The 18,897-nt window shown below is 62.5% G+C and carries 18 protein-coding genes; 8 read left to right on the top strand and 10 right to left on the bottom strand.

The window, feature by feature from the left end; translation table 11 throughout:
- Window positions 1-106: 106 nt before the first annotated feature.
- Window positions 107-1,393, top strand: a complete 1,287-nt coding sequence (locus BLW80_RS14990; protein WP_244528245.1) for a serine hydrolase domain-containing protein — start codon at window positions 107-109, stop codon at window positions 1,391-1,393.
- Between the two features lie 193 nt (window positions 1,394-1,586).
- On the opposite strand, the gene BLW80_RS14995 is transcribed toward BLW80_RS14990, so the two are convergent.
- Window positions 1,587-2,477 carry an SDR family oxidoreductase gene (locus BLW80_RS14995; protein ID WP_093758573.1) on the bottom strand — a complete coding sequence of 297 codons (891 nt, stop codon included), beginning with the start codon at window positions 2,475-2,477 and terminating at the stop codon, window positions 1,587-1,589.
- A gap of 96 nt (window positions 2,478-2,573) precedes the next feature.
- Between BLW80_RS14995 and BLW80_RS15000 the strand changes: the two genes are divergently transcribed.
- Window positions 2,574-3,419, top strand: a complete 846-nt coding sequence (locus BLW80_RS15000) for a helix-turn-helix transcriptional regulator (RefSeq protein WP_093758574.1) — start codon at window positions 2,574-2,576, stop codon at window positions 3,417-3,419.
- Window positions 3,420-3,564: 145 nt separating this feature from the next.
- On the opposite strand, the gene BLW80_RS15005 is transcribed toward BLW80_RS15000, so the two are convergent.
- Window positions 3,565-4,338, bottom strand: coding sequence for an SDR family NAD(P)-dependent oxidoreductase (locus BLW80_RS15005; RefSeq protein ID WP_093759103.1), 774 nt, complete (start codon window positions 4,336-4,338; stop codon window positions 3,565-3,567).
- 230 nt (window positions 4,339-4,568) lie between these two features.
- On the opposite strand from BLW80_RS15005, the gene BLW80_RS15010 reads away from it, so the two are divergent.
- From BLW80_RS15010 to BLW80_RS15025, 4 genes are all read left to right on the top strand, one after another.
- The gene (locus BLW80_RS15010; protein WP_093758575.1) at window positions 4,569-5,588 is read left to right on the top strand and encodes a TRAP transporter substrate-binding protein; all 1,020 of its coding nucleotides are present in this window, start codon (window positions 4,569-4,571) and stop codon (window positions 5,586-5,588) included.
- A gap of 11 nt (window positions 5,589-5,599) precedes the next feature.
- Window positions 5,600-7,495: a TRAP transporter large permease gene (locus BLW80_RS15015; protein ID WP_093758576.1), complete on the top strand. Its 1,896-nt coding sequence runs from the start codon at window positions 5,600-5,602 to the stop codon at window positions 7,493-7,495.
- A gap of 121 nt (window positions 7,496-7,616) precedes the next feature.
- The gene (locus BLW80_RS15020; RefSeq protein WP_093758577.1) at window positions 7,617-9,266 is read left to right on the top strand and encodes an acyl-CoA synthetase; all 1,650 of its coding nucleotides are present in this window, start codon (window positions 7,617-7,619) and stop codon (window positions 9,264-9,266) included.
- 68 nt (window positions 9,267-9,334) lie between these two features.
- Entirely contained in the window at window positions 9,335-10,111 is a 777-nt protein-coding gene (locus BLW80_RS15025; RefSeq protein ID WP_210185328.1) for a Rossmann-fold NAD(P)-binding domain-containing protein, read from the top strand.
- Here BLW80_RS15025 and BLW80_RS15030 read toward each other — a convergent pair.
- From BLW80_RS15030 to BLW80_RS30345, 8 genes are all read right to left on the bottom strand, one after another.
- Window positions 10,092-10,889, bottom strand: coding sequence for an MBL fold metallo-hydrolase (locus BLW80_RS15030; RefSeq protein WP_093758578.1), 798 nt, complete (start codon window positions 10,887-10,889; stop codon window positions 10,092-10,094). The genes BLW80_RS15025 and BLW80_RS15030 overlap by 20 nt on opposite strands.
- Complete coding sequence (locus BLW80_RS15035) at window positions 10,886-11,692, bottom strand: TatD family hydrolase (RefSeq protein ID WP_093758579.1); 807 nt, start codon at window positions 11,690-11,692, stop codon at window positions 10,886-10,888. The genes BLW80_RS15030 and BLW80_RS15035 overlap by 4 nt, the downstream gene beginning before the upstream one ends.
- 8 nt (window positions 11,693-11,700) lie before the next feature.
- Window positions 11,701-13,266, bottom strand: a complete 1,566-nt coding sequence (metG, locus tag BLW80_RS15040) for a methionine--tRNA ligase (RefSeq protein ID WP_093758580.1) — start codon at window positions 13,264-13,266, stop codon at window positions 11,701-11,703.
- A gap of 72 nt (window positions 13,267-13,338) precedes the next feature.
- Window positions 13,339-14,385: a DNA polymerase III subunit delta' gene (locus BLW80_RS15045; RefSeq protein WP_093758581.1), complete on the bottom strand. Its 1,047-nt coding sequence runs from the start codon at window positions 14,383-14,385 to the stop codon at window positions 13,339-13,341.
- Window positions 14,382-15,068: a dTMP kinase gene (gene tmk, locus BLW80_RS15050; RefSeq protein ID WP_089264334.1), complete on the bottom strand. Its 687-nt coding sequence runs from the start codon at window positions 15,066-15,068 to the stop codon at window positions 14,382-14,384. The genes BLW80_RS15045 and tmk overlap by 4 nt, the downstream gene beginning before the upstream one ends.
- A gap of 1 nt (window position 15,069) precedes the next feature.
- Window positions 15,070-16,329, bottom strand: a complete 1,260-nt coding sequence (locus BLW80_RS15055) for a D-alanyl-D-alanine carboxypeptidase family protein (protein ID WP_093758582.1) — start codon at window positions 16,327-16,329, stop codon at window positions 15,070-15,072.
- 122 nt (window positions 16,330-16,451) lie between these two features.
- Window positions 16,452-17,387 carry a septal ring lytic transglycosylase RlpA family protein gene (locus tag BLW80_RS15060; RefSeq protein ID WP_092143009.1) on the bottom strand — a complete coding sequence of 312 codons (936 nt, stop codon included), beginning with the start codon at window positions 17,385-17,387 and terminating at the stop codon, window positions 16,452-16,454.
- A gap of 244 nt (window positions 17,388-17,631) precedes the next feature.
- Entirely contained in the window at window positions 17,632-17,784 is a 153-nt protein-coding gene (locus BLW80_RS30345) for a hypothetical protein (RefSeq protein WP_158596799.1), read from the bottom strand.
- A 206-nt stretch (window positions 17,785-17,990) separates the two neighbouring features.
- On the opposite strand from BLW80_RS30345, the gene BLW80_RS15065 reads away from it, so the two are divergent.
- Both BLW80_RS15065 and BLW80_RS15070 read left to right on the top strand, forming a co-directional pair.
- Window positions 17,991-18,248 carry a hypothetical protein gene (locus BLW80_RS15065; RefSeq protein WP_139285837.1) on the top strand — a complete coding sequence of 86 codons (258 nt, stop codon included), beginning with the start codon at window positions 17,991-17,993 and terminating at the stop codon, window positions 18,246-18,248.
- 380 nt (window positions 18,249-18,628) lie between these two features.
- The gene (locus tag BLW80_RS15070; RefSeq protein WP_068731765.1) at window positions 18,629-18,868 is read left to right on the top strand and encodes a hypothetical protein; all 240 of its coding nucleotides are present in this window, start codon (window positions 18,629-18,631) and stop codon (window positions 18,866-18,868) included.
- Window positions 18,869-18,897 lie beyond the last annotated feature (29 nt).

The raw sequence follows: 18,897 nt of genomic DNA on the forward strand, positions 1-18,897 counted from the left end.
TCGCTGTAAAACCGCGATATCGGCAAATTGCGTGATTTTCCGACAAGCATCTGAAATATCTCGATGTTAACGTCCGGCCGTGTTCAAGCCGGCTCGCGGAAATCCAGTGTCAATCTTGCGACGATCTTGCGACTTCCTATCCGTCCTCACCATCGCCGCAGCGCTGGTCACGCCCGCATTGGCAGGCACCAGCCTGCTGACCGACAAGCCAGATCTCAGCAGCTTTTCCCAGGACGACCTGAACCGCGTCACCGACATGCTCGACCGCGAAGTCGGCCAGGGCCATCTCGCCGGCGCGATCATGCTGATCCAGCACCGCGGCAAACCGGTCTATTACGAGGCCTTCGGCGTTCGCGATCCCGCGACCATGGCGCCGATGACGACGGATACGATCTTCCGGCTGTATTCGATGTCGAAGCCTGTGACATCGGTCGCGGCGATGATTTTGGTGGAGCAGGGCAAGCTCAGGCTCGACGATCCCATCGCCAAATTCATTCCGTCTTTCGCCCATCCGCAGGTCGCGACCGAGCGCACGGATGCCGGCGGGAAGTCCTATCTGGACTTTGCGCCGGCCGAGAAACCGATCACCGTGCTCGACCTGATGCGGCAGTCGTCCGGCATCAGTTCGGCTTTCACCAATCTCGGTCTGATCACGCAGCTTTATCTCGATGCCGACCTGTTCGACGGCGATTTCGACAATACCGACTTTGCCGCGCGGCTTGCGAAACTGCCGCTGGCCTATCAGCCAGCCACAGTCTGGGATTATGGCCATTCAACCGATCTGCTCGGCCGCATCATAGAGATCGCCTCGGGCCAGTCGCTGTACGATTTCCAGAAGCAGTATCTGTTCGATCCGCTGGGCATGACCGACACCGGCTATTACGTGCTCGATCCCGCCAAAGCGCCGCGCATTGCGCAGCCGATGCCAACCGACCGCATCATCGGCAACGAGACCATCAGCGATCCCACGGTGAAGCGAAGATGGGAGTCAGGAGGAGGCGGCCTCGTCTCCACCACGGGCGATTACGCGCGCTTCCTGCAGATGCTGATCAATGGCGGCACGCTCGACGGCGTCCGAATCCTCAAGCCCGAGTCTGTCCAACTGATGCGCCAGAACCAGGTCGCGCCGGCCAGTGATGTGAAGCCCTGGGCCTATTATTATCCCGGTGCCGGCTTCGGCTACGGTCTTGGCTTCGGCGTCCGCACAGGACCCGGCGAGGACGGCGTGCCCGGCTTTATTGGCGAGATGGCCTGGGGCGGCGCCGCCGGAACTTACTTCTGGACCTATCCGGACCAGGACATGGTGATGATCCTGATGGTGCAGACGCCAACCCAGCGCGGCCGTATCCAGCCGATCCTGAAGACGCTGGTTTACGACGCGATCAAGAAATAGCGGGAGCGTGGCCGGGGGTGCGGCTTTAAGAGAATTGAAACTGGGACCACACGCCGATATCTCGGATTCGCATAAGGTATATTATGGAATATATTATCCCATAGCGATCCCAGAGACTTAGCTCAAATTGTTGCGATATCCGGTTGACCGAACAGTCATTCGAGCCGGTTTGTACTCCCGCATCATTGCATCTTCAGCCGCCGAAATATCTGACGTGATCGAGGTCCGGGATCAACCCTGACTGCGTCGGTCGCCAGCCAAGCCGCTGTTGTGTCCAGGCGCTGGACGCCGGTGCGTCCATGGCCGCGAAGCCTGCGAACCAGCCGAAGTGATCGGCGGCTTCAGCCGGCGATTTCGAGACGACCGGCAGGTTCAGGTGCTTGCCGATGATCTCGGCGATCTCCCGGAATACGACGCCTTGTTCGGCGCTGGCGTGATACCGAATGTCGGCGGAACCGTGCTCGAGGACGAGCCTGTAGAGCCGGGCGACGTCCAGCCGATGTGCGGCGGGCCAGCGGTTGAGACCGTCGCCGAAGTAGGCCGAGGCGCCCTTCTCCCGCGCGATATTGATCAGCATCGGCACGAAGCCATGGTCGCCATCGCCATGGACCGATGGCGGCAGCCGGACCGACGAAGTACGCACGCCGCGTGCCGCCAGACGTTCGGCGACCTGCTCCGATACGCGTGGGCTTGGCGACGCGCTCGACGGGCCCATGTCTTCGGTCGCCAGACATCCAGGCGCGATGAAGGCCATGCCGGAGGTCACGATCAAGGGCCGCTCGGAGCCCGCCAGTGCATCGCCGAGCGTCTCGATGGCACGCGCGTCGATCGCGCAGTTTTCCTTGAATTTCGAGAAGTCGTGGATGAAGGCCGTATGGATCACGCCGTCTGAATTGGCAGCCCCGGACCGCAGGCTGTCCAGATCTTCCAGATCGCCGCGATGGATCTGGGCACCAGCGTCGGCCAGCGCCTTGGCAGATGCATCCGAGCGCGCGAGACCGAGCACCTGATGACCGGCGCCGATCAATTCCTGAACCACCGCAGATCCGACAAAGCCCGAAGCACCGGTAACGAAGACACGCATGTGATATTCCTCTCGTGAATGCGCGGATGTATCGGTCCTGCGGTACAGTGCGTGAAGCCGTGACGTTATACGGGTATGGCGACTAACAGGCTGAGCATGACGGTCACCGAAACAACCTCCGGCTCTGGCTCCAATCCGCTGGGCGCTTATCTCAGGGATCGCCGCGCCAGGCTCGATCCCGTGGCGTTCGGTTTTTCGTCCGAGCGACGCCGCACGCCGGGCCTGCGGCGCGAGGAAGTCGCGCAGCGCGCCAATGTCAGCGCCACCTGGTACACATGGCTGGAACAAGGACGCGGCGGCGCGCCATCGGCCGATGTGCTCGACCGGATTTCACGCGCACTGGAATTATCGACAGTCGAGCGCGAGCATCTGTTTCTGCTGGCGCAGCACCGGCTGCCGGAAGTCCACTACGAGCCGTCCGATATCGTCACGCCGACGCTGCAGCGCGTGTTGGATTCGATGGAGTTCAGCGCTGCCGTCGTGCGCAATGCGACCTGGGACATCGTGGCCTGGAATCGTGCGGCACTGGCCGTGCTTGGCGACTATCCGAACATCGCGCCCGAGGACCGCAACGTTCTGCGAATCCTGTTCTGCCGGCCAAATGTCCGCGCCAAGATGCCGGACTGGGAGAATGATGCACGTTTCGCCGTGGCGGCATTTCGCGCCGACATCACGCGCAGCGGCGCATCAGAACGCGCCCAGACATTGATCGATGAACTGTGCCGGATCAGCCCCGACTTCGCAGCCATGTGGCATGACAACGACGTCAGCAGCTATGGCGAAGGCAAGAAGCATGTGAACCATCCCGAGGTCGGGCCATTCACGATGAGCTATTCGACATTTTCGGTCGATGGTCAGCCGAATTTGGGCATGGTGGTCTATACGCCGGAGACGGCTGCAGATGCCGAGCGGATGAAGGCGCTGATAGCGGCGAAGGGCTAGCGCTCTAACGCCTGTGTTCGTCGTCATGCCCGGCCAGCGCGAAGCGAGCTTCGCTAGATGTGCCAGGCATCCACGTCTGGGCTGCGAGCGAAGAAAGGCGTGGATGGCCGGGACAAGCCCGACCATGACGGAGCTTTGTTTGCTCCTACGGATATTTCGGCAGCAACCCATGCGCGGCGAAGCCGCCATCGACATTGAGAATGTGGCCGGTGACGAAGCTCGACTTGCTGTCATCCAGCAGGAACATCGCGGCACCAGCGACCTCCTCCGGCTCGGCATAACGCCGCTGCGGCACCACCTGCATCCAGCCTTCCCGCGTTGCCACCGTGTGCATCTCCTGCACCATGGGCGTCTCGAACGGGCCCGGCGCAATGGCGTTGACGCGAATCTTCAATGGCGCCAGTTCGCAGGCCATCACCTGGGTCAGCGTGACGACGCCGCCTTTGGATGCGCCATAGGCCGAGCGCTCGATATTGCCGCGCAGCCCCGACACCGACGCCACATTCACGATGGCGCCGCCGCCATGAACCTTCATCAGCCGCGCAGCTTCCTTGGCAACGGCAAAGGTGCCAACCAGATTGATGTCGAGGATCTCGCGAAACAGTTTCACCGAGGTCTCGAAGAACGGCACCTGACGGCCGATACCCGCAGAATTCACCAGACCGCGCACCGGGCCGAAACCGGCTTCGCAGTCCTTCAGGCCAGCCATCACGGCGTTCTCATTGGCCACATCCATGACAACGGTTTTGGTCACACCGGCTTTGATGGCGTCGACCTGGGCCTTGGCGGCATCCAGAGCAGGCTGGGTGAGGTCGGCAAGCAGCACTTTCCAGCCCTCACCCACGGCCGCCTTGGCGATCGCCAAACCGATTCCCGATGCGCCGCCGGTGATGATCGCTACGCCGTGATCCCTATTCATATGCTGTCCTTGCGTTTCCTCCACCGGTCCTGGCTGCCGGCGGCTTCAGTCGCGCGATGCTTCCCACAAATTCGCGCGGCGCAAAAGCCGTGCGCGGGCGCCCTCTATTGGGCCTTGGCCTTTGGTCGCACGGCGAAAAGGCTTGACCGGGCAGCCCGGGCATGATGACCAGACGGCAAGGGCCCTTGGGCCTCACAAAGGCAAACAAAGAAGTGGTTGGGAGAAACAAAATGACGATTTCACGCCGGACTCTGCTGAAGGCATCGGCCGCCGCGACTGCATTTGGCGGCGTCAGCATGCCGTTCATCGCGCGCGCGCAGCAGGCCGAATACGTCTACAAATACGCGAATAACCTGCCCGATACGCATCCGATGAACATCCGCGCCCGTGAGATGTCGGCGGCGATCAAGACCGAGACCAACGGCAAGGTCGACCTGCAGGTATTCCCCAACAACCAGCTTGGCTCCGACACTGACATGCTGAGCCAGATCCGCTCCGGCGGCGTCGAGTTCTTCACGCTGTCCGGCCTGATCCTGGCCACTTTGGTGCCGGCCGCCTCGATCAACGGCATCGGCTTCGCTTTCCCGAATTACGACACGGTCTGGAAGGCCATGGACGGCGATCTCGGCGCCTATATCCGCAAGGAAATCACCAAGGCCAATCTCGTGGTCATGGACAAGATCTGGGACAACGGTTTTCGCGAAATCACCTCGTCCTCCAAGCCGATCAAGAGCCCGGACGACCTGAAGGGCTTCAAGATCCGCGTGCCGGTGTCGCCGCTGTGGACCTCGATGTTCAAGGCGTTCGACAGTGCGCCCGCGTCGATCAATATCAGCGAAGTCTATTCGGCGATGCAGACCAAGGTCGTCGAAGGTCAGGAAAACCCGCTGGCGATCATCTCGACGGCGAAGTTCTACGAAGTGCAGAAGTTCTGCTCGCTGACCAACCACATGTGGGACGGCTACTGGTTCCTGGCCAACCGTCGTGCCTGGGAGAAGCTGCCGGCCGATCTGCGCGACATCGTCGCCAAAAACATCAATGCCGCCGGCATGAAGGAGCGCGAGGACGTCGCCAAGCTCAACGCCAATCTGCGCGGCGAGCTGGAATCAAAGGGGCTGGCCTTCAATGAGCTCGAGCCCGGCCCGTTCCGTGACAAGCTGAAGTCGGCCGGCTTCTACAAGGAATGGCAGGGCAAGTATGGCGACGAAGCCTGGGCCATCCTTGAGAAAGCTGTCGGCAAGCTCGGCTGATCGGAACCAATATGGCCGTGCATGACATCTCCGCCCTTGAAAGCGGGGCGTCCAGCGTGGAGAGGGCGCCCCTCTCCCGCCGCGACGCCATCCTGACCTCCATCGACCGCGCGCTCGGCCATCTGGTCGAGATTCCCGCGGCGCTGTTGGTGGTGGCGGAGGTGATCATCCTGTTCATCGGCGTGGTCGCCCGTTACGGCTTCCACCGTCCGCTGATCTGGTCCGATGAACTGTCCTCGATCCTGTTCCTGTGGCTGGCGATGCTGGGCTCCGCCGTGGCGTTCCGGCGCGGCGAGCATATGCGGATGACCGCGCTGGTGGCGTCGGTCGGTCCCCGAATGTGGGCCTTTCTCGACGTCGTCGGGACCTGCGCCGCACTCGCCTTCCTCTTGATGATCGTCGCGCCGTCCTTCGAATACGCCTATGAGGAAAGCTACATCACGACACCGGCGCTGCAGATCGCCAACAGCTTTCGCGCGGCGGCGCTGCCGGTCGGCATCTCGCTGATGATCGTCTTCGCGCTGCTGCGGCTGCTGCGCTACGGCCAGGTTCGCACCGTGCTGACGGCGCTCGGCACCGTGGTGGCAATCATCGGCCTGTTCTGGCTTGCCGAGCCGCTGCTGCGGACCCTCGGCAATCTCAACCTGATCATCTTCTTCGTCGGCGTCGTGGCGCTGTGCGTATTCGCCGGCGTGCCGATTGCCTTCGGTTTTGGCCTCGCGATCTTCGGCTATATGGCACTGACGACGCGCACGCCGATGATGGTGCTGGTCGGCCGCATGGACGAGGGCATGAGCCATCTCATCCTGCTGTCTGTCCCGCTATTCGTGTTCCTGGGCTTGCTGATCGAGATGACCGGCATGGCCCGCGCCATGGTGGCGTTCCTTGCCAGCCTGCTCGGCCATGTCCGCGGCGGGCTGCATTACGTACTGATCGGCGCCATGTACCTCGTCTCCGGCATTTCCGGCTCCAAGGCTGCCGACATGGCCGCCGTGGCGCCGGTGCTGTTCCCTGAAATGAAGGCGCGCGGCGCCAAGCCGGGCGATCTCGTCGCCCTGCTTTCGGCGACCGGCGCACAGACCGAAACCATTCCTCCGAGCCTGGTGCTGATCACCATCGGCTCAGTGACTGGCGTCTCGATCTCGGCGCTGTTCACCGGCGGCCTGCTGCCGGGTGTCGTGCTGGCGATCACGCTGGGCGTGCTGGTGTGGTGGCGCTATCGCGGCGAAGACCTCAGCCACGTCAAACGGGCTTCCGGGCGCGACATCTTCAAGGCTTTCATCATCTCGGTGCCGGCCATCGCGCTGCCCTTCGTGATCCGCGCTGCCGTGGTCGAGGGTGTGGCGACCGCCACGGAGGTCTCCACCATCGGCATCGTCTATGCCGTGCTCGCGGGCCTGTTGATCTATCGTCAGTTCGACTGGAACCGGCTGAAGCCGATGCTGGTCGATACGGCCTGCCTCTCCGGCGCAATCCTGCTGATCATCGGAACCGCGACCGGCATGGCCTGGGGCCTGACCCAGTCCGGCTTCTCGCGCTCGCTGGCGGCGGCCATGACGGGCCTGCCGGGCGGCGGCGCCACCTTCATCGCGGTCTCCATCGTGGCCTTTGTCATCCTCGGCAGCGTACTTGAAGGCATCCCCGCCATCGTGCTGTTCGGGCCGCTGCTGTTCCCGATCGCGCGGCTGGTCGGCGTCCACGAGGTCCACTATGCGATGGTCGTGATCCTCGCCATGGGCATCGGACTGTTCGCGCCGCCCTTCGGCGTGGGCTACTATGCCGCCTGCGCCATCGGCCGTGTCGATCCCGCGGAAGGCATCCGGCCGATCCTTGGTTATCTTCTGGCGCTGCTGATTGGCCTGATCATCGTCGCGATCTTCCCGTGGATATCGATCGGATTCCTCTAAGTGACGTCAAATCAGCGTGTTAAATCCTCGACCTCATGTAATTTTAGAAGATCATTCCTGCGATAAACTGATAAGTGAGATATTCGGTACAACTCACTGATCCAAATACGAAAGGGCCACTATGATCCCAGATCAGGGCGCCTATAGCGTCGGCCTCGACCAGACTCCGGCCAACTTCGTGCCGCTGTCGCCGCTGAGTTTTCTCAAGCGCAGCGCGGCGGTTTATCCAGACCTCACCAGCACCGTCTATGAGGGACGTCGTTTCACCTGGGCGCAAACCTATGAACGCTGCCGGCGCTTTGCCTCGTTCCTGACCGGGCGGGGCATTGGGCGCGGTGACACCGTCGCGGCGATGCTGCCGAACCTGCCCGCGATGAACGAAGCGCACTTCGCGGTGCCGATGACCGGTGCCGTCCTCAACGCCCTGAACATCCGGCTCGACGCCGCGGCCATCGCGTTCCAGCTCGACCATGGCGGCGCCAGGCTGCTGCTGGTCGATCCGGAATTCTCCGGCGTGATCACCGAGGCCCTCCGCCTTATGACCGGCCCGAATCCGACCGTGATCGATGTCGACGACGCGTCCTTCGCCGGCGGTCAGCGGATCGGGGAACTCGAATATGAAGCCGCCCTCGCCGAAGGCAGTCCCGATTTCACCAGCGCCTTCCCGCTCGATGAATGGGACGCCATCGCGCTTGGCTACACCTCGGGGACCACAGGCAATCCGAAGGGCGTCGTCACCCATCACCGCGGCGCCTATCTCAATGCCGTCTCCAACATTCTCGCGGCCGGTCTCGGCCAGCATCCGGTCTATCTCTGGACCCTGCCGATGTTCCACTGCAATGGCTGGTGCTTCCCCTGGACAGTCGCGGCGAGTGCCGGCGTCAATGTCTGCCTGCGCAAGGTCGACCCGACCAAGATCTTCGCGCTGATGCGCGAGCACGGCGTCACCCACATGTCCGGCGCACCGATCGTCTACAACACGCTGATCAATGCGCCCGATGCGCCGGTCTATTCCGGCGGTCCTCTGGTGCAGGGCTCGATCGCCGGCGCGCCGCCGCCAATGGCGGTGCTGTCGGGTGCTGAGAAGATCGGCATCAAGCTGACTCACGTTTACGGCCTGACCGAGGTCTATGGCCCCGCCTCGGTTTGCGCCGAGCAACCCGGCTGGGATGCCCTGCCCGCGGATGAGCGCGCCAACCTGAAGCGCCGCCAGGGCGTGCCCTATCACCTGCAGGAAGCCGTGACGGTGATCGATCCCGAAACGATGCAGGAAGTGCCCCGCGACGGCGAGACCATCGGCGAGGTCATGTTCCGCGGAAATATCGTGATGAAGGGCTACCTGAAGAACGAGAAGGCCACCAAGGAGGCCTTCGAAGGCGGCTGGTTCCACACCGGCGATCTCGGCGTGCTCGATGCTGCCGGCTACGTGACCATCAAGGACCGCTCCAAGGACATCATCATCTCCGGCGGCGAGAACATCTCGTCGGTGGAGGTCGAGGACGTACTCTACAAACACCCGGCCGTGCTGTTCGCCGCCGTGGTTGCCAAGCCCGATGCCAAATGGGGCGAAGTGCCATGCGCCTTCGTCGAGCTGAAGGCAAATGCCGAGGCGACGGAAGCCGACATCATCGCGTTCTGCCGCGCGCAGATGCCCGGCTTCAAGACGCCGAAAGCGGTGGTGTTCGGCGTGATCCCGAAGACGTCGACAGGCAAGATCCAGAAGTTCCTGCTGCGGGATCAGGTGAAGTCGACGGGGTCGTTCAACGCATAAACTCGTCGTTCCGGGGCGCGGACGCCGTTAGGCGGTAGCGAACCCGGAACCTCGACATGGGAGTCTCCGTGGACCCAAGCGACATCGAGATTCCGGGTTCGCTCGCCGTCGGCGAGCGGCCCGGAACGACAGTTTGGCGCTACCAAGAGGTCGCATCCATGACGCAGAACTTCGCCGCAATCATTCTCGGCGGGACCGGCCAAGTCGGCGGCGCAGCGGTCGCCGAGCTGCTGGCAATTCCCCAATGCCGGGAAGTGGTGATGATCACCAGGAAGCCTATTGCCGCGCGATCACGCGTGCGCAACGTCGTTCTTGATACCGGCGCTGCTGACTTTGCTGAGCGCACCGCCGCCCTTGCCCGTGAAGTCTTAAGCCAGGGTCCGGTTAGCGCCGTGAGCTGCGTGGGTGTCGGTTCCGGATCGATGCGCTGGAGCGAAGAGGAACTGAAGCGCCTTGAAATCGGCGTCGTCGGTGCCTTTGCGCGTGGCTGCCACAACGCCGGCATCACCCAGTTCTGCCTGCTGTCAGCAGTAGGAAGCACAGCCCAAAGCCGGTTTCGCTATGTCCGAGTCATGGGTATGAAGGAAGACAATTTGCGCAGCATCGGCTTCAGCCGCCTCGCTATCTTTCGCCCCGGCATTATTGTCGGCAACGCGCATACCCCGGCCTGGGTCGGTTGGCTGGGACGTCTTGTGCCTGGTCGATTTGGCAATATCGATCAGCGGATTATCGGTCGCTCAATCGCCGCAGAGATAGCTTTGCATGGTCGAGAGGCCGGCGAAGTGACCTTTGAAAATGCAGCAATGAAAAAACTCGCTGCTCAAATTACTCCAGCGTCAGTCTGATCCCGTCATAGGCGGGGACCACACTCTCCGGCAGTATCGCTTTTACCGCCTCGTAATCCACATCCGCCGTCATATTGGTGATCACCGTCCGCTTCGGCTTGAAGCGATCGCGCCAGCGCAGCGCATCACTGATGCTGAAATGGCTGGGATGCTGCGTATAGCGCAGCCCGTCGACGATCCAGAGATCGAGACCTTCGAGCGCCGGCCAGCTCTCTTCCGGGATGTCGTTGAGATCAGGCGTATAGGCGGTATTGCCGATCCGGTAGCCCAGCGCCGGGATGTTGCCATGCTGGACCAGGAACGGCGTCAGCGTCAGGTCGCCGCCCTTCCCCGTGATGGTTCGGCTCTCACCGGCCTCGATGCTGAGGCGATCGAGGATCGGCGGATAGTCGCTGCCGGGAGGCGACTGAAAGCAGTAGCCGAAGCGCAGCATGATATCCGTCGCCGTCGAGGCGTTCATATAGACCGGGATACGCTTGCGGCGCTTGAGCACCACTGAGCGGAGGTCGTCCATGCCGTGGGTCTGGTCCGCATGCTCATGCGTCAGGAAGACCGCATCGATGTCATCGACATCGGCGTCGATCAATTGCTCGCGCAGGTCCGGCGAGGTGTCGATGACAACGCGCGTGACGCCCTCGGGCCCGCTCCGCTCCGCCATCATCGAACAACGACGGCGACGGTTTTTTGGATTGGCGGGATCGCAGGCGCCCCAGCCCAGCGCCGGGCGCGGCACACCCGCCGAGGATCCCGAGCCGAGAATAGTGAGCACCAGCGTCATGCCGGCACACCAGTGCCAGGCCCGCTCCCGGCGGATGCCTTGCTGAACAGGCGAAAAAAGTTCTCTGTGGTCTGCTGCGACAGTTCTTCGAGCGACACGCCTCGCGTTTCCGCGAGCACCTTCGCTGTCTCGACCACATAAGACGGCTCGTTGCGCTTGCCGCGCCATTTGCCGGGCGCCAGATACGGCGCGTCGGTTTCGACCATGATGCGGTCGGCGGGAAGCTCAGCGGCGAGATCGCGCAGCTCCTGTGACTTCTTGAAGGTGATAATGCCGGTGAAGGAGATCGACAGACCCATGTCGATGGCTTTCATCGCCAGCTCCCGTCCGCCGGTGTAGCAATGCAGCACCGCCTTGAACGCGCCCTTAGCCATCTCGTCTTCGAGAATGGCGCTGCATTGTTCGTCGGCCTCGCGGGTATGGATCACCAGCGGCAATCCGGTCGTGCGTGCGGCGGCGATATGGGCGCGGAAGCCGCGCTCCTGCGCGCCTGATGAGCCGTGTTCGTAGAAGTTATCAAGACCCGCTTCGCCGAGCGCGATGACCTTCGGATGCTTTGTCAGTTCGATCAGCTCATCCGCCGAGATGCCGTCTTCCTCGTCGGCATTGTGTGGATGAGTACCGACCGAGCAATAGACGTTCGGAAAGCGCTCCGCGATCGCGAGCAGCGCCGGCAGCCGCCGCACCCGCGTCGAGATGGTCACGAGCTTGCCGACGCCTGCGGCTTCGGCACGCGCGACGATACCGTCGAGATCTTCGGCGAAATCGGGGAAATCGAGATGACAGTGACTATCGACAAGCATCGTTGAACTCAGGTCGCGGCGGCGGGCTCGACATAGCGCGGGAATACGCCGGTGGGTGTCGGCAGCTGCGTGCCCGGCCTAATGCGGGTCGCAATTGCCGTGAAGTCGCGCTCGCTTTCGGGGATCCCGAGCACGTCGAGCAGCTTCGCACATGACGCCGGCATTACCGGCTGCGCCAGGATCGCGACCTGCCGCACGACTTCGGCGGTCACGTAGAGCACCGTGGCCTGCTTCTTCGGATCGGTCTTGGCGAGCGCCCACGGCGCCTCGCCCGCAAAATAGCGGTTGGCTTCGGCGACCACGGCCCAGACCGCATTCAGCGCCTGATGGATCTGCTGCGTCGCCATCGCGGTACGCGCGAGCTCCAGCATTCCGTCCGCCTGCGTCAGGATCGCCTTGTCGTTCTCGCTGTAATCGCCGGGCTCCGGCAGCACGCCGCCATACTGCTTGGCGATCATCGACAGCGAGCGCTGCGCGAGATTGCCGAGATCGTTGGCAAGGTCGGCATTGGTCCGATTGACGATGGCTTCGTGATTGTAGCTGCCGTCCTGCCCGAACGAGACTTCGCGCATGAAGAAATAGCGCATCTGATCGACGCCATATTGCTGGGCCATGCCGATCGGGTCGACCACGTTGCCGACCGACTTCGACATCTTCTCACCGCGGTTGAGAAGAAATCCGTGACTGAAGACGCGATGCGGGACATCGACCCCCGCAGCCATCAGGAATGCAGGCCAGTAAACCGCGTGAAAGCGAACGATATCCTTGCCGATCACATGCAGGTTGGCAGGCCAGTAGCGCTTGAAGTCGTCGCCATCGACATCCGGATAGCCAGCTGCAGTGATATAGTTGGTGAGCGCATCGATCCAGACATACATCACATGACCGGGCGCGCCCGGCACCTTGATGCCCCAGTCGAACGTGGTCCGCGAAATCGACAGATCCTGCAGGCCGCCCTTCACAAAGCTCGTCACTTCGTTCAGCCGCTCGCGCGGCAACACGAAATCCGGAACGCGCGCGTATAGATCGAGCAGCTTGTCCTGATAGGCGGACAGCCGAAAGAAATAGGTTTCCTCTTCGGTCCACTCGACCGGCGAGCCGAGCGGCTCACGCCGGACACCATCGTCGCCGAGCGTCGTTTCCGCTTCGTCGAAATAGGCTTCCTGACGAACCGAGTACCAGCCGGCATATTTGTCGAGATAGATGGCGCCGGCCTTCTCGAGCGCGACCCACAGCGCCTGAACGGAGCGCTCATGGCGCTTCTCGGTGGTGCGAATGTAGTCGTCATAGGAAATGTTGAGCGCAGCATCCATCTCGCGGAAGCGCTCCGAATTCCGGTCAGCCAGTTCGAGCGGAGTCAGGCCTTCCTTGACGGCGGTCTGCTGCATCTTGAGACCATGCTCATCCGTTCCGGTCAGGAAACGGACGTCATAACCGTCGAGCCTCTGGAAGCGGGCAATCGTGTCGGTCGCCATGACCGTATAGGCATGACCGATATGCGGCACGCCATTGGGATAGAAGATCGGCGTTGTCAGAAAATACGCCGGTCGGGTTGCATCGGTTGCAGATGTCATGGCTGACTTTACGGACCTTGAATAAGACGATCTTGGTGAAGCGCGGATCGGCTGAAACCAGTCTCGCAGCGATCAGCGCGTTGCTTCCGCGAGCAGTCCAAACACCGAGAAAACCAGCGGTTTTCGCTCGAGATTGTAGGATTCGGTCTCGCGCGCGGCTCGGTTGATCTTTTCCCACACCTCCGCCAGCCGCGCAAGGCGGGGCAAATTGGCGTTGGCATTGGCATCGTCGGCCCGCATGCGCTCGCCGATCCAGCGGTCGACACTGTCGACAAAGGCGCCGAGCGCGACACGGTCACTGGTCCCCAGCGCATCCCCCAGCGCATGCAGCTCGCGCGGATCGACATGGGGCAGCGTGTTCAGGAGCGAGGCGGTGCGCTGGTGCAGTTTCAGCGCGCCGCCGCCCAGCAGATTCAGAGCGCGCGACACACTGCCTTCGGAGGCTTCAGCGACCTCTTTGAGCAAGGGATCGCCGGTTTCGATCTCGGCGGCCTGCGACGTAGCGCGGGTCACGTCGGCAACGGACAACGGACGCAGCGCCAGCTTGCGACAACGCGACTGGATGGTCGGCAATACGCGCGCCTGCGCATGTGTCACCAGCAGGAACAGCGAACGCAACGGCGGCTCTTCAAGCACCTTCAGCAGCGCGTTCGCGGCATTGGCGTTCAGCTCATCGACGGTGTCGACGATGCAGACGCGCCAGCCGTCAATAGCAGCGGTCGAGCCGAAGAACGACACGGTCTGCCGGGTCTCATCCACGGTGATCACCGTGCGCATCACGCCCTTGTCGTTGAGCGAACGTTCCAGTGTCAACAAACCGCCATGGGATTCGGCGGCGACCTGGCGCACGACCGGATGCATCGGATCGAGACCCAGCGATGTTGCGGATTGCACTTGCGGTGATGCGGGATCGCGATGCGCCAGTACGAAACGCGCCATGCGATAGGCCAAAGTCGCCTTGCCGATGCCCTGTGGGCCGCCGATCAGCCAGGCATGCGGAATGCGGCCGCCGCGATAGGCATTGAGCAGCGTGGCCTCGGCATCCTGATGACCGAACAGCGCGGTCGTCTCGCGCGGATGCGGAACCGAGATCGTTTGCTCGGACGACTTTGCGCTCATGCCGAAGTGACCTCGTGGTTCGACGGCGTTAGAAGGCGTCGGCGCAACACGCCCCAGATATTGTTCGATACGATCTTTGGATCTGCATTGGCGTCGATCAGTATGCAGCGTTGCGGTTCATCGGCTGCGATCTGCCGGAACGCGTCACGCAGCCCTTGATGAAAGGCGATGCCCTCGGCCTCGAATCTATCGGGCACATCATTGCCACGCCGCGCTGCTGCGCGCCGCATGCCGATCGAGACCGGGATATCGAGAATGACGGTGAGATCCGGTTTGAGCCGTCCGATGGTGACGCGCTCCATCGCATTGAGCAGTTCCGGCGAGACATGCCCGAGCCGGCCCTGATAGGCCCGCGTCGAATCCGAGAAGCGATCACACAGCACCCAGATGCCCTGCTCCAGCGCCGGCGCAATCACCGCATGAACATGGTCGTCGCGCGCCGCGGCAAACAGCAGCGTCTCGGCTTCGGGGCCGAGCAGTTTGCCCATGCCCGACAGCACCACATGACGGATGATCTCGGCGCCGGGCGAGCCGCCGGGCTCGCGGGTGACGATGACGCGCTTGCCTTCGGCCTCCAGCCGGTCAGCCAGAATCTTGATCTGGGTCGATTTGCCGGCGCCCTCGCCGCCCTCGAAACTGACGAAGCGACCGCGCGGCGGCGGTGTCGTGGGCGTGTCCGTCATGTCAGAGCTTCTCGGCGCCGGCGCGGAACAGTCCGATCACCAGCTCACCGGCGCCGTCGACGGCGCGCCGCATGGTCGATCCCGTGCCGACGGCGGCCGCCGTATAGAGCGGCGTTTCGACGGCGATATTGGCGCCGCGCCAGACCTTGATCACGCCGACCGGCTGACCGGGCTCGATGGGTGCACGCACGGGGCCTTTATAGACGACGCGAGCGATCAGCTTGTCGGTGCCGTTCTTCTGCACCATCACCTTCACCGGCTCCTTGGCCGAGAGCGCGACCGAGCGGCTCTCGCCGCCAAACACCTTGGCGAAGCCGACGGTCTGGTCGGCTGCGAACAGCGTGCGAGCCTCGAAATTCTTGAAACCCCACTCCAGCAGCTTCTTCGCCTCGGTCGCACGATCGTCCGGATCGTCCAGACCGTTGATCACCACGATCAGCCGCATGCCGTCGCGGATGGCCGAGCCGACCATGCCGTAGCCACCATCCTTGGTGTAGCCGGTCTTGAAACCGTCAGCGCCGTCCAGCGTCGCCAGCAACGGATTGCGGTTCTGCTGGCGGATCTTGTTCCAGGTGAATTCGCGCTCGCCGAACAGTTTGTAGAATTCGGGATAGGTGCGAACGATATGTCGGGCGAGCAGACCAAGCTCGCGCACCGTCATCTTGTTGCCAGGGTCCGGCAAACCATTGGAATTGGCGAAGGTGGATTTCGGCATGCCGAGCGCACGCGCCCGTGCCGTCATCTTCTCGGCGAACGCCGCCTCGCTGCCGGCGATGCCCTCGGCGAGGATCATGCAAGAGTCGTTGCCGCTCTGGATGATGGCGCCGCGCAAGAGATCGGCGACCGGCACACGGCTGTTGATGGCAGCGAACATGGTCGATGCGCCTGCCGGCGCGCCGCCCTTGCGCCAGGAATTCTCGCTGACGCGATATTCATCTGTGAGCTTGATGACGCCGCGGGTCAGCGCGTCAAACACCAGTTCGACGGTCATCAGCTTCATCATGCTGGAGGGCGCGCGGAGCTCATCCGCATTCTTCTCGAACAGCACGCTGCCAGAGCCAGCCTCGATCAGGATCGCGGTCGGCGCATCGGTGTCGTAACCGCCGTCCTCGACGACCTTCTTGGCGCCCTGCACGCTCTGGTTCGCAGCCTGCGCTGTTGGGCCGAGGACGACGCCAAACGCCACCAGCGCAGCCAGCAGCGTTCGCCAGCTCCGCGCGGCGAATTGCGATCGTTTCAAGGGAATGGAGCCAGATGCCATGTGCTGTCCTGAGTGCTCTGGTCTTAACAGGATCAACGGAGGCAAACAACGCGGCAAGGTGCAACGCGGATTAGGGCGCCATGCTGCACCCGTCTGGTGTCGGTCGTGAACGACGAACCGGCTTAGTAGAGACCGCGACCGGACAGGATCGCCTGGGCGCCACGCGCATCGACCGTGCCGTCATCCGGCTCGGCAGGCGCAGCATAAGCGGCGTTGCTCTCATAGGACACCGCGCGATGGTTCTCGCTCATCCGCGGCGCCGATGCCGTGCGCATGCGGCTGGACGCCGACATTTCCGACGTCGAACGGATCGACGCCACATCGGCCGAGGTATTGCCGAGCGAATACGGGCGGCCCTCCGGCAGAGGAACATCGCGCGAGACAACACGACCACCCTGCATGTCGGGCACGAAGGAGCGCGCCGAGGCGACACGTACCAGCGATGGCGACGGTGCCGGCTCACCGGTGCGCAGCGTGGCAACGAGCTGGCGATCGTCCGACCCTTCCAGCGGCGCACGCCCGACATATTCGACGCGAACCTTGGCGGTGCCGTTACCCTTGAATTCGAGCAGTTCGGCGGCCTTGTTCGAGACGTCGATTAGGCGGTTGCCGTGATACGGGCCACGATCATTGACGCGAACGATCAGCGACTTGCCGTTATAGACGTTGGTCACACGGGCATAGCTCGGGATCGGCAGCGTCGGATGGGCCGCCGTGAGCGAGGCCATGTCGAACACTTCGCCATTGGCTGTCAGACGGCCATGAAACGCGTCGCCATACCAGGAGGCGATGCCTTCAGCGCGGTAATTGATGTTTTCTTCCGGCACATAGAGTTTGCCGGCGACGGTGTAGGGCTTGCCGATACGGTAGGTGCCGCCGCCCTTGGGAACCGGCTCGCCCATCCCGACGACCCGAGGACTGCTCGAGACGCCATATTTCGGATCGAGGCGGCTGAAGCTGGTGGTGGAGGAGGAACAATTGGCCAGCGCCAGACAGGCGCTGATGGCCGCTGCTGCCTGAACAGCCTGGCCGAGTCGGTTTGACCCACGAATCCCCATACGCCCCAATACCATTCCAGCGGCCGCCTGCCCATCTCCGGGCATCCCCACGGCCAAAATCCCGATGCGGCCCACTTCCGCATCAAGTGGTGAATATATCGCAGCCGGATCGCGGCGGAAATGGGGAGAGCCCCCGTATGGTAAACAGAGGATGTCGTATTTTGGCCCGTACAACGGGTGATCATCTCGCGCTGCACACACCGCGCGGCGCGCGGTGTTCTCCCTCAAGTTGCGCCGTGCACGATCAATCGTACCACTCGCGGCGGATATAGGGGCCGTACAACACGTCCTGACGCCAGCGATAGACCTGCACCAGCAGGCCGCCGACACCGGCAACGACACTCAGCAACAACAAGGTCTCGATCACCACAAAGCCCCCGGCATTCTCGTTGGGCACAGCAATACATGATGATTTTTAAGATCCCCGCTGCGGTTTGTTTTGAATTTGCGGCCCGCCGCTAACGGAGATTAATTTCCGCAACTGGCTCCCCGTCCGTTTCAACTATTTGTTAGTTGAACGATCGCGCATGATTTGGATTTGATAGCGGAACGCGCTGACGCGATTCCTGGCGGGACTCTTGCGGCGGGATGTTGGGGATGGTGATGGACGTTTCAAGGACGGACTGCGGCGGGATCACCGGTGCGGGAGAGTACAGGTTTCGCGATGGCCACCTGATCGTGACGCTCTACCAGATCGCGATCTGGGCCGAACATCCCGAAGCCATCTTCACCGTCGTTACATCGCGCTTCCACAACAGCATGAAGCTCTATGTGCTCGGGTCGTGGCGCCTGCCGAATGCTGCAGCGTCGAGTGAGCAGCCACCTGTTCCCGCTAGTGCGGAAGGAATGTCGCTGCATTGATCACGGTGACGACCGCGAAAGCCATCACCCATAGCGGCCAGACGGGCGCCTGCGCCCGCGGGCGGAACTGTCGGGGAACGCCGAAATTGCGTGCCATTGCCTGCTCCATGCATCGACCGAACGACACTGAATGTGAGCATGCATTCTGTTAAAATTGCGTCGTGGCTTCGGCTATAATTTGTGCGTCCACGGCAAGCATAGCCTCGGCGCGCGGCGCTTCGTAATGACGCGGAGTGAGCTGGCAGCAAAGCGGGGCACCATCGCATCGTGACGATGGATAGCGACCAATTATCAGACGCACATGCTGCCGGTAAGGTTGATTGGTTAGGTTAAACCGGTAATTGCATTGACCGCACCTGCAGCCTTGCTCAATTGCCGGCATGATCGACGATGACGACAGCTATGAGTTGAATGACCAGGGCATCCGGGTGCTGATCGGGCTGACCGTGGAAGAGACTGCGGAATTCACCCGCCTTGACGGCACCATCGGTCACGGCCGCCCGCCTGGGATCTCGCTCGAACAATGGGCCCATGCCGAAGACCGGCGCTGGCTCGAACTCTATCAGAAGCACGAAAATGCGCGGCAGCCGTTCTTGCAGGCCGGCAAGACCAGGCACTGAGCGCACGGAAGCGCCATTCTCCGACACTA

Source organism: Tardiphaga sp. OK245 (assembly GCF_900108575.1).
GTDB classification, from domain to species: domain Bacteria; phylum Pseudomonadota; class Alphaproteobacteria; order Rhizobiales; family Xanthobacteraceae; genus Tardiphaga; species Tardiphaga robiniae.

Excerpts from the sequence above, each read along its gene's own strand:
- metG (WP_093758580.1), bottom strand. The coding sequence starts at position 13,266 with ATGACATCTGCAACCGATGCAACCCGACCGGCGTATTTTCTGACAACG.
- BLW80_RS15055 (WP_093758582.1), bottom strand. The coding sequence starts at position 16,329 with ATGGCATCTGGCTCCATTCCCTTGAAACGATCGCAATTCGCCGCGCGG.
- BLW80_RS15020 (WP_093758577.1), top strand. The coding sequence starts at position 7,617 with ATGATCCCAGATCAGGGCGCCTATAGCGTCGGCCTCGACCAGACTCCG.
- BLW80_RS15005 (WP_093759103.1), bottom strand. The coding sequence starts at position 4,338 with ATGAATAGGGATCACGGCGTAGCGATCATCACCGGCGGCGCATCGGGA.
- BLW80_RS15015 (WP_093758576.1), top strand. The coding sequence starts at position 5,600 with ATGGCCGTGCATGACATCTCCGCCCTTGAAAGCGGGGCGTCCAGCGTG.
- BLW80_RS15060 (WP_092143009.1), bottom strand. The coding sequence starts at position 17,387 with ATGGGGATTCGTGGGTCAAACCGACTCGGCCAGGCTGTTCAGGCAGCA.
- tmk (WP_089264334.1), bottom strand. The coding sequence starts at position 15,068 with ATGACGGACACGCCCACGACACCGCCGCCGCGCGGTCGCTTCGTCAGT.
- BLW80_RS15065 (WP_139285837.1), top strand. The coding sequence starts at position 17,991 with ATGGACGTTTCAAGGACGGACTGCGGCGGGATCACCGGTGCGGGAGAG.
- BLW80_RS15010 (WP_093758575.1), top strand. The coding sequence starts at position 4,569 with ATGACGATTTCACGCCGGACTCTGCTGAAGGCATCGGCCGCCGCGACT.
- BLW80_RS15045 (WP_093758581.1), bottom strand. The coding sequence starts at position 14,385 with ATGAGCGCAAAGTCGTCCGAGCAAACGATCTCGGTTCCGCATCCGCGC.
- BLW80_RS15070 (WP_068731765.1), top strand. The coding sequence starts at position 18,629 with ATGATCGACGATGACGACAGCTATGAGTTGAATGACCAGGGCATCCGG.
- BLW80_RS15000 (WP_093758574.1), top strand. The coding sequence starts at position 2,574 with ATGACGGTCACCGAAACAACCTCCGGCTCTGGCTCCAATCCGCTGGGC.
- BLW80_RS15035 (WP_093758579.1), bottom strand. The coding sequence starts at position 11,692 with ATGCTTGTCGATAGTCACTGTCATCTCGATTTCCCCGATTTCGCCGAA.
- BLW80_RS15030 (WP_093758578.1), bottom strand. The coding sequence starts at position 10,889 with ATGACGCTGGTGCTCACTATTCTCGGCTCGGGATCCTCGGCGGGTGTG.
- BLW80_RS14995 (WP_093758573.1), bottom strand. The coding sequence starts at position 2,477 with ATGCGTGTCTTCGTTACCGGTGCTTCGGGCTTTGTCGGATCTGCGGTG.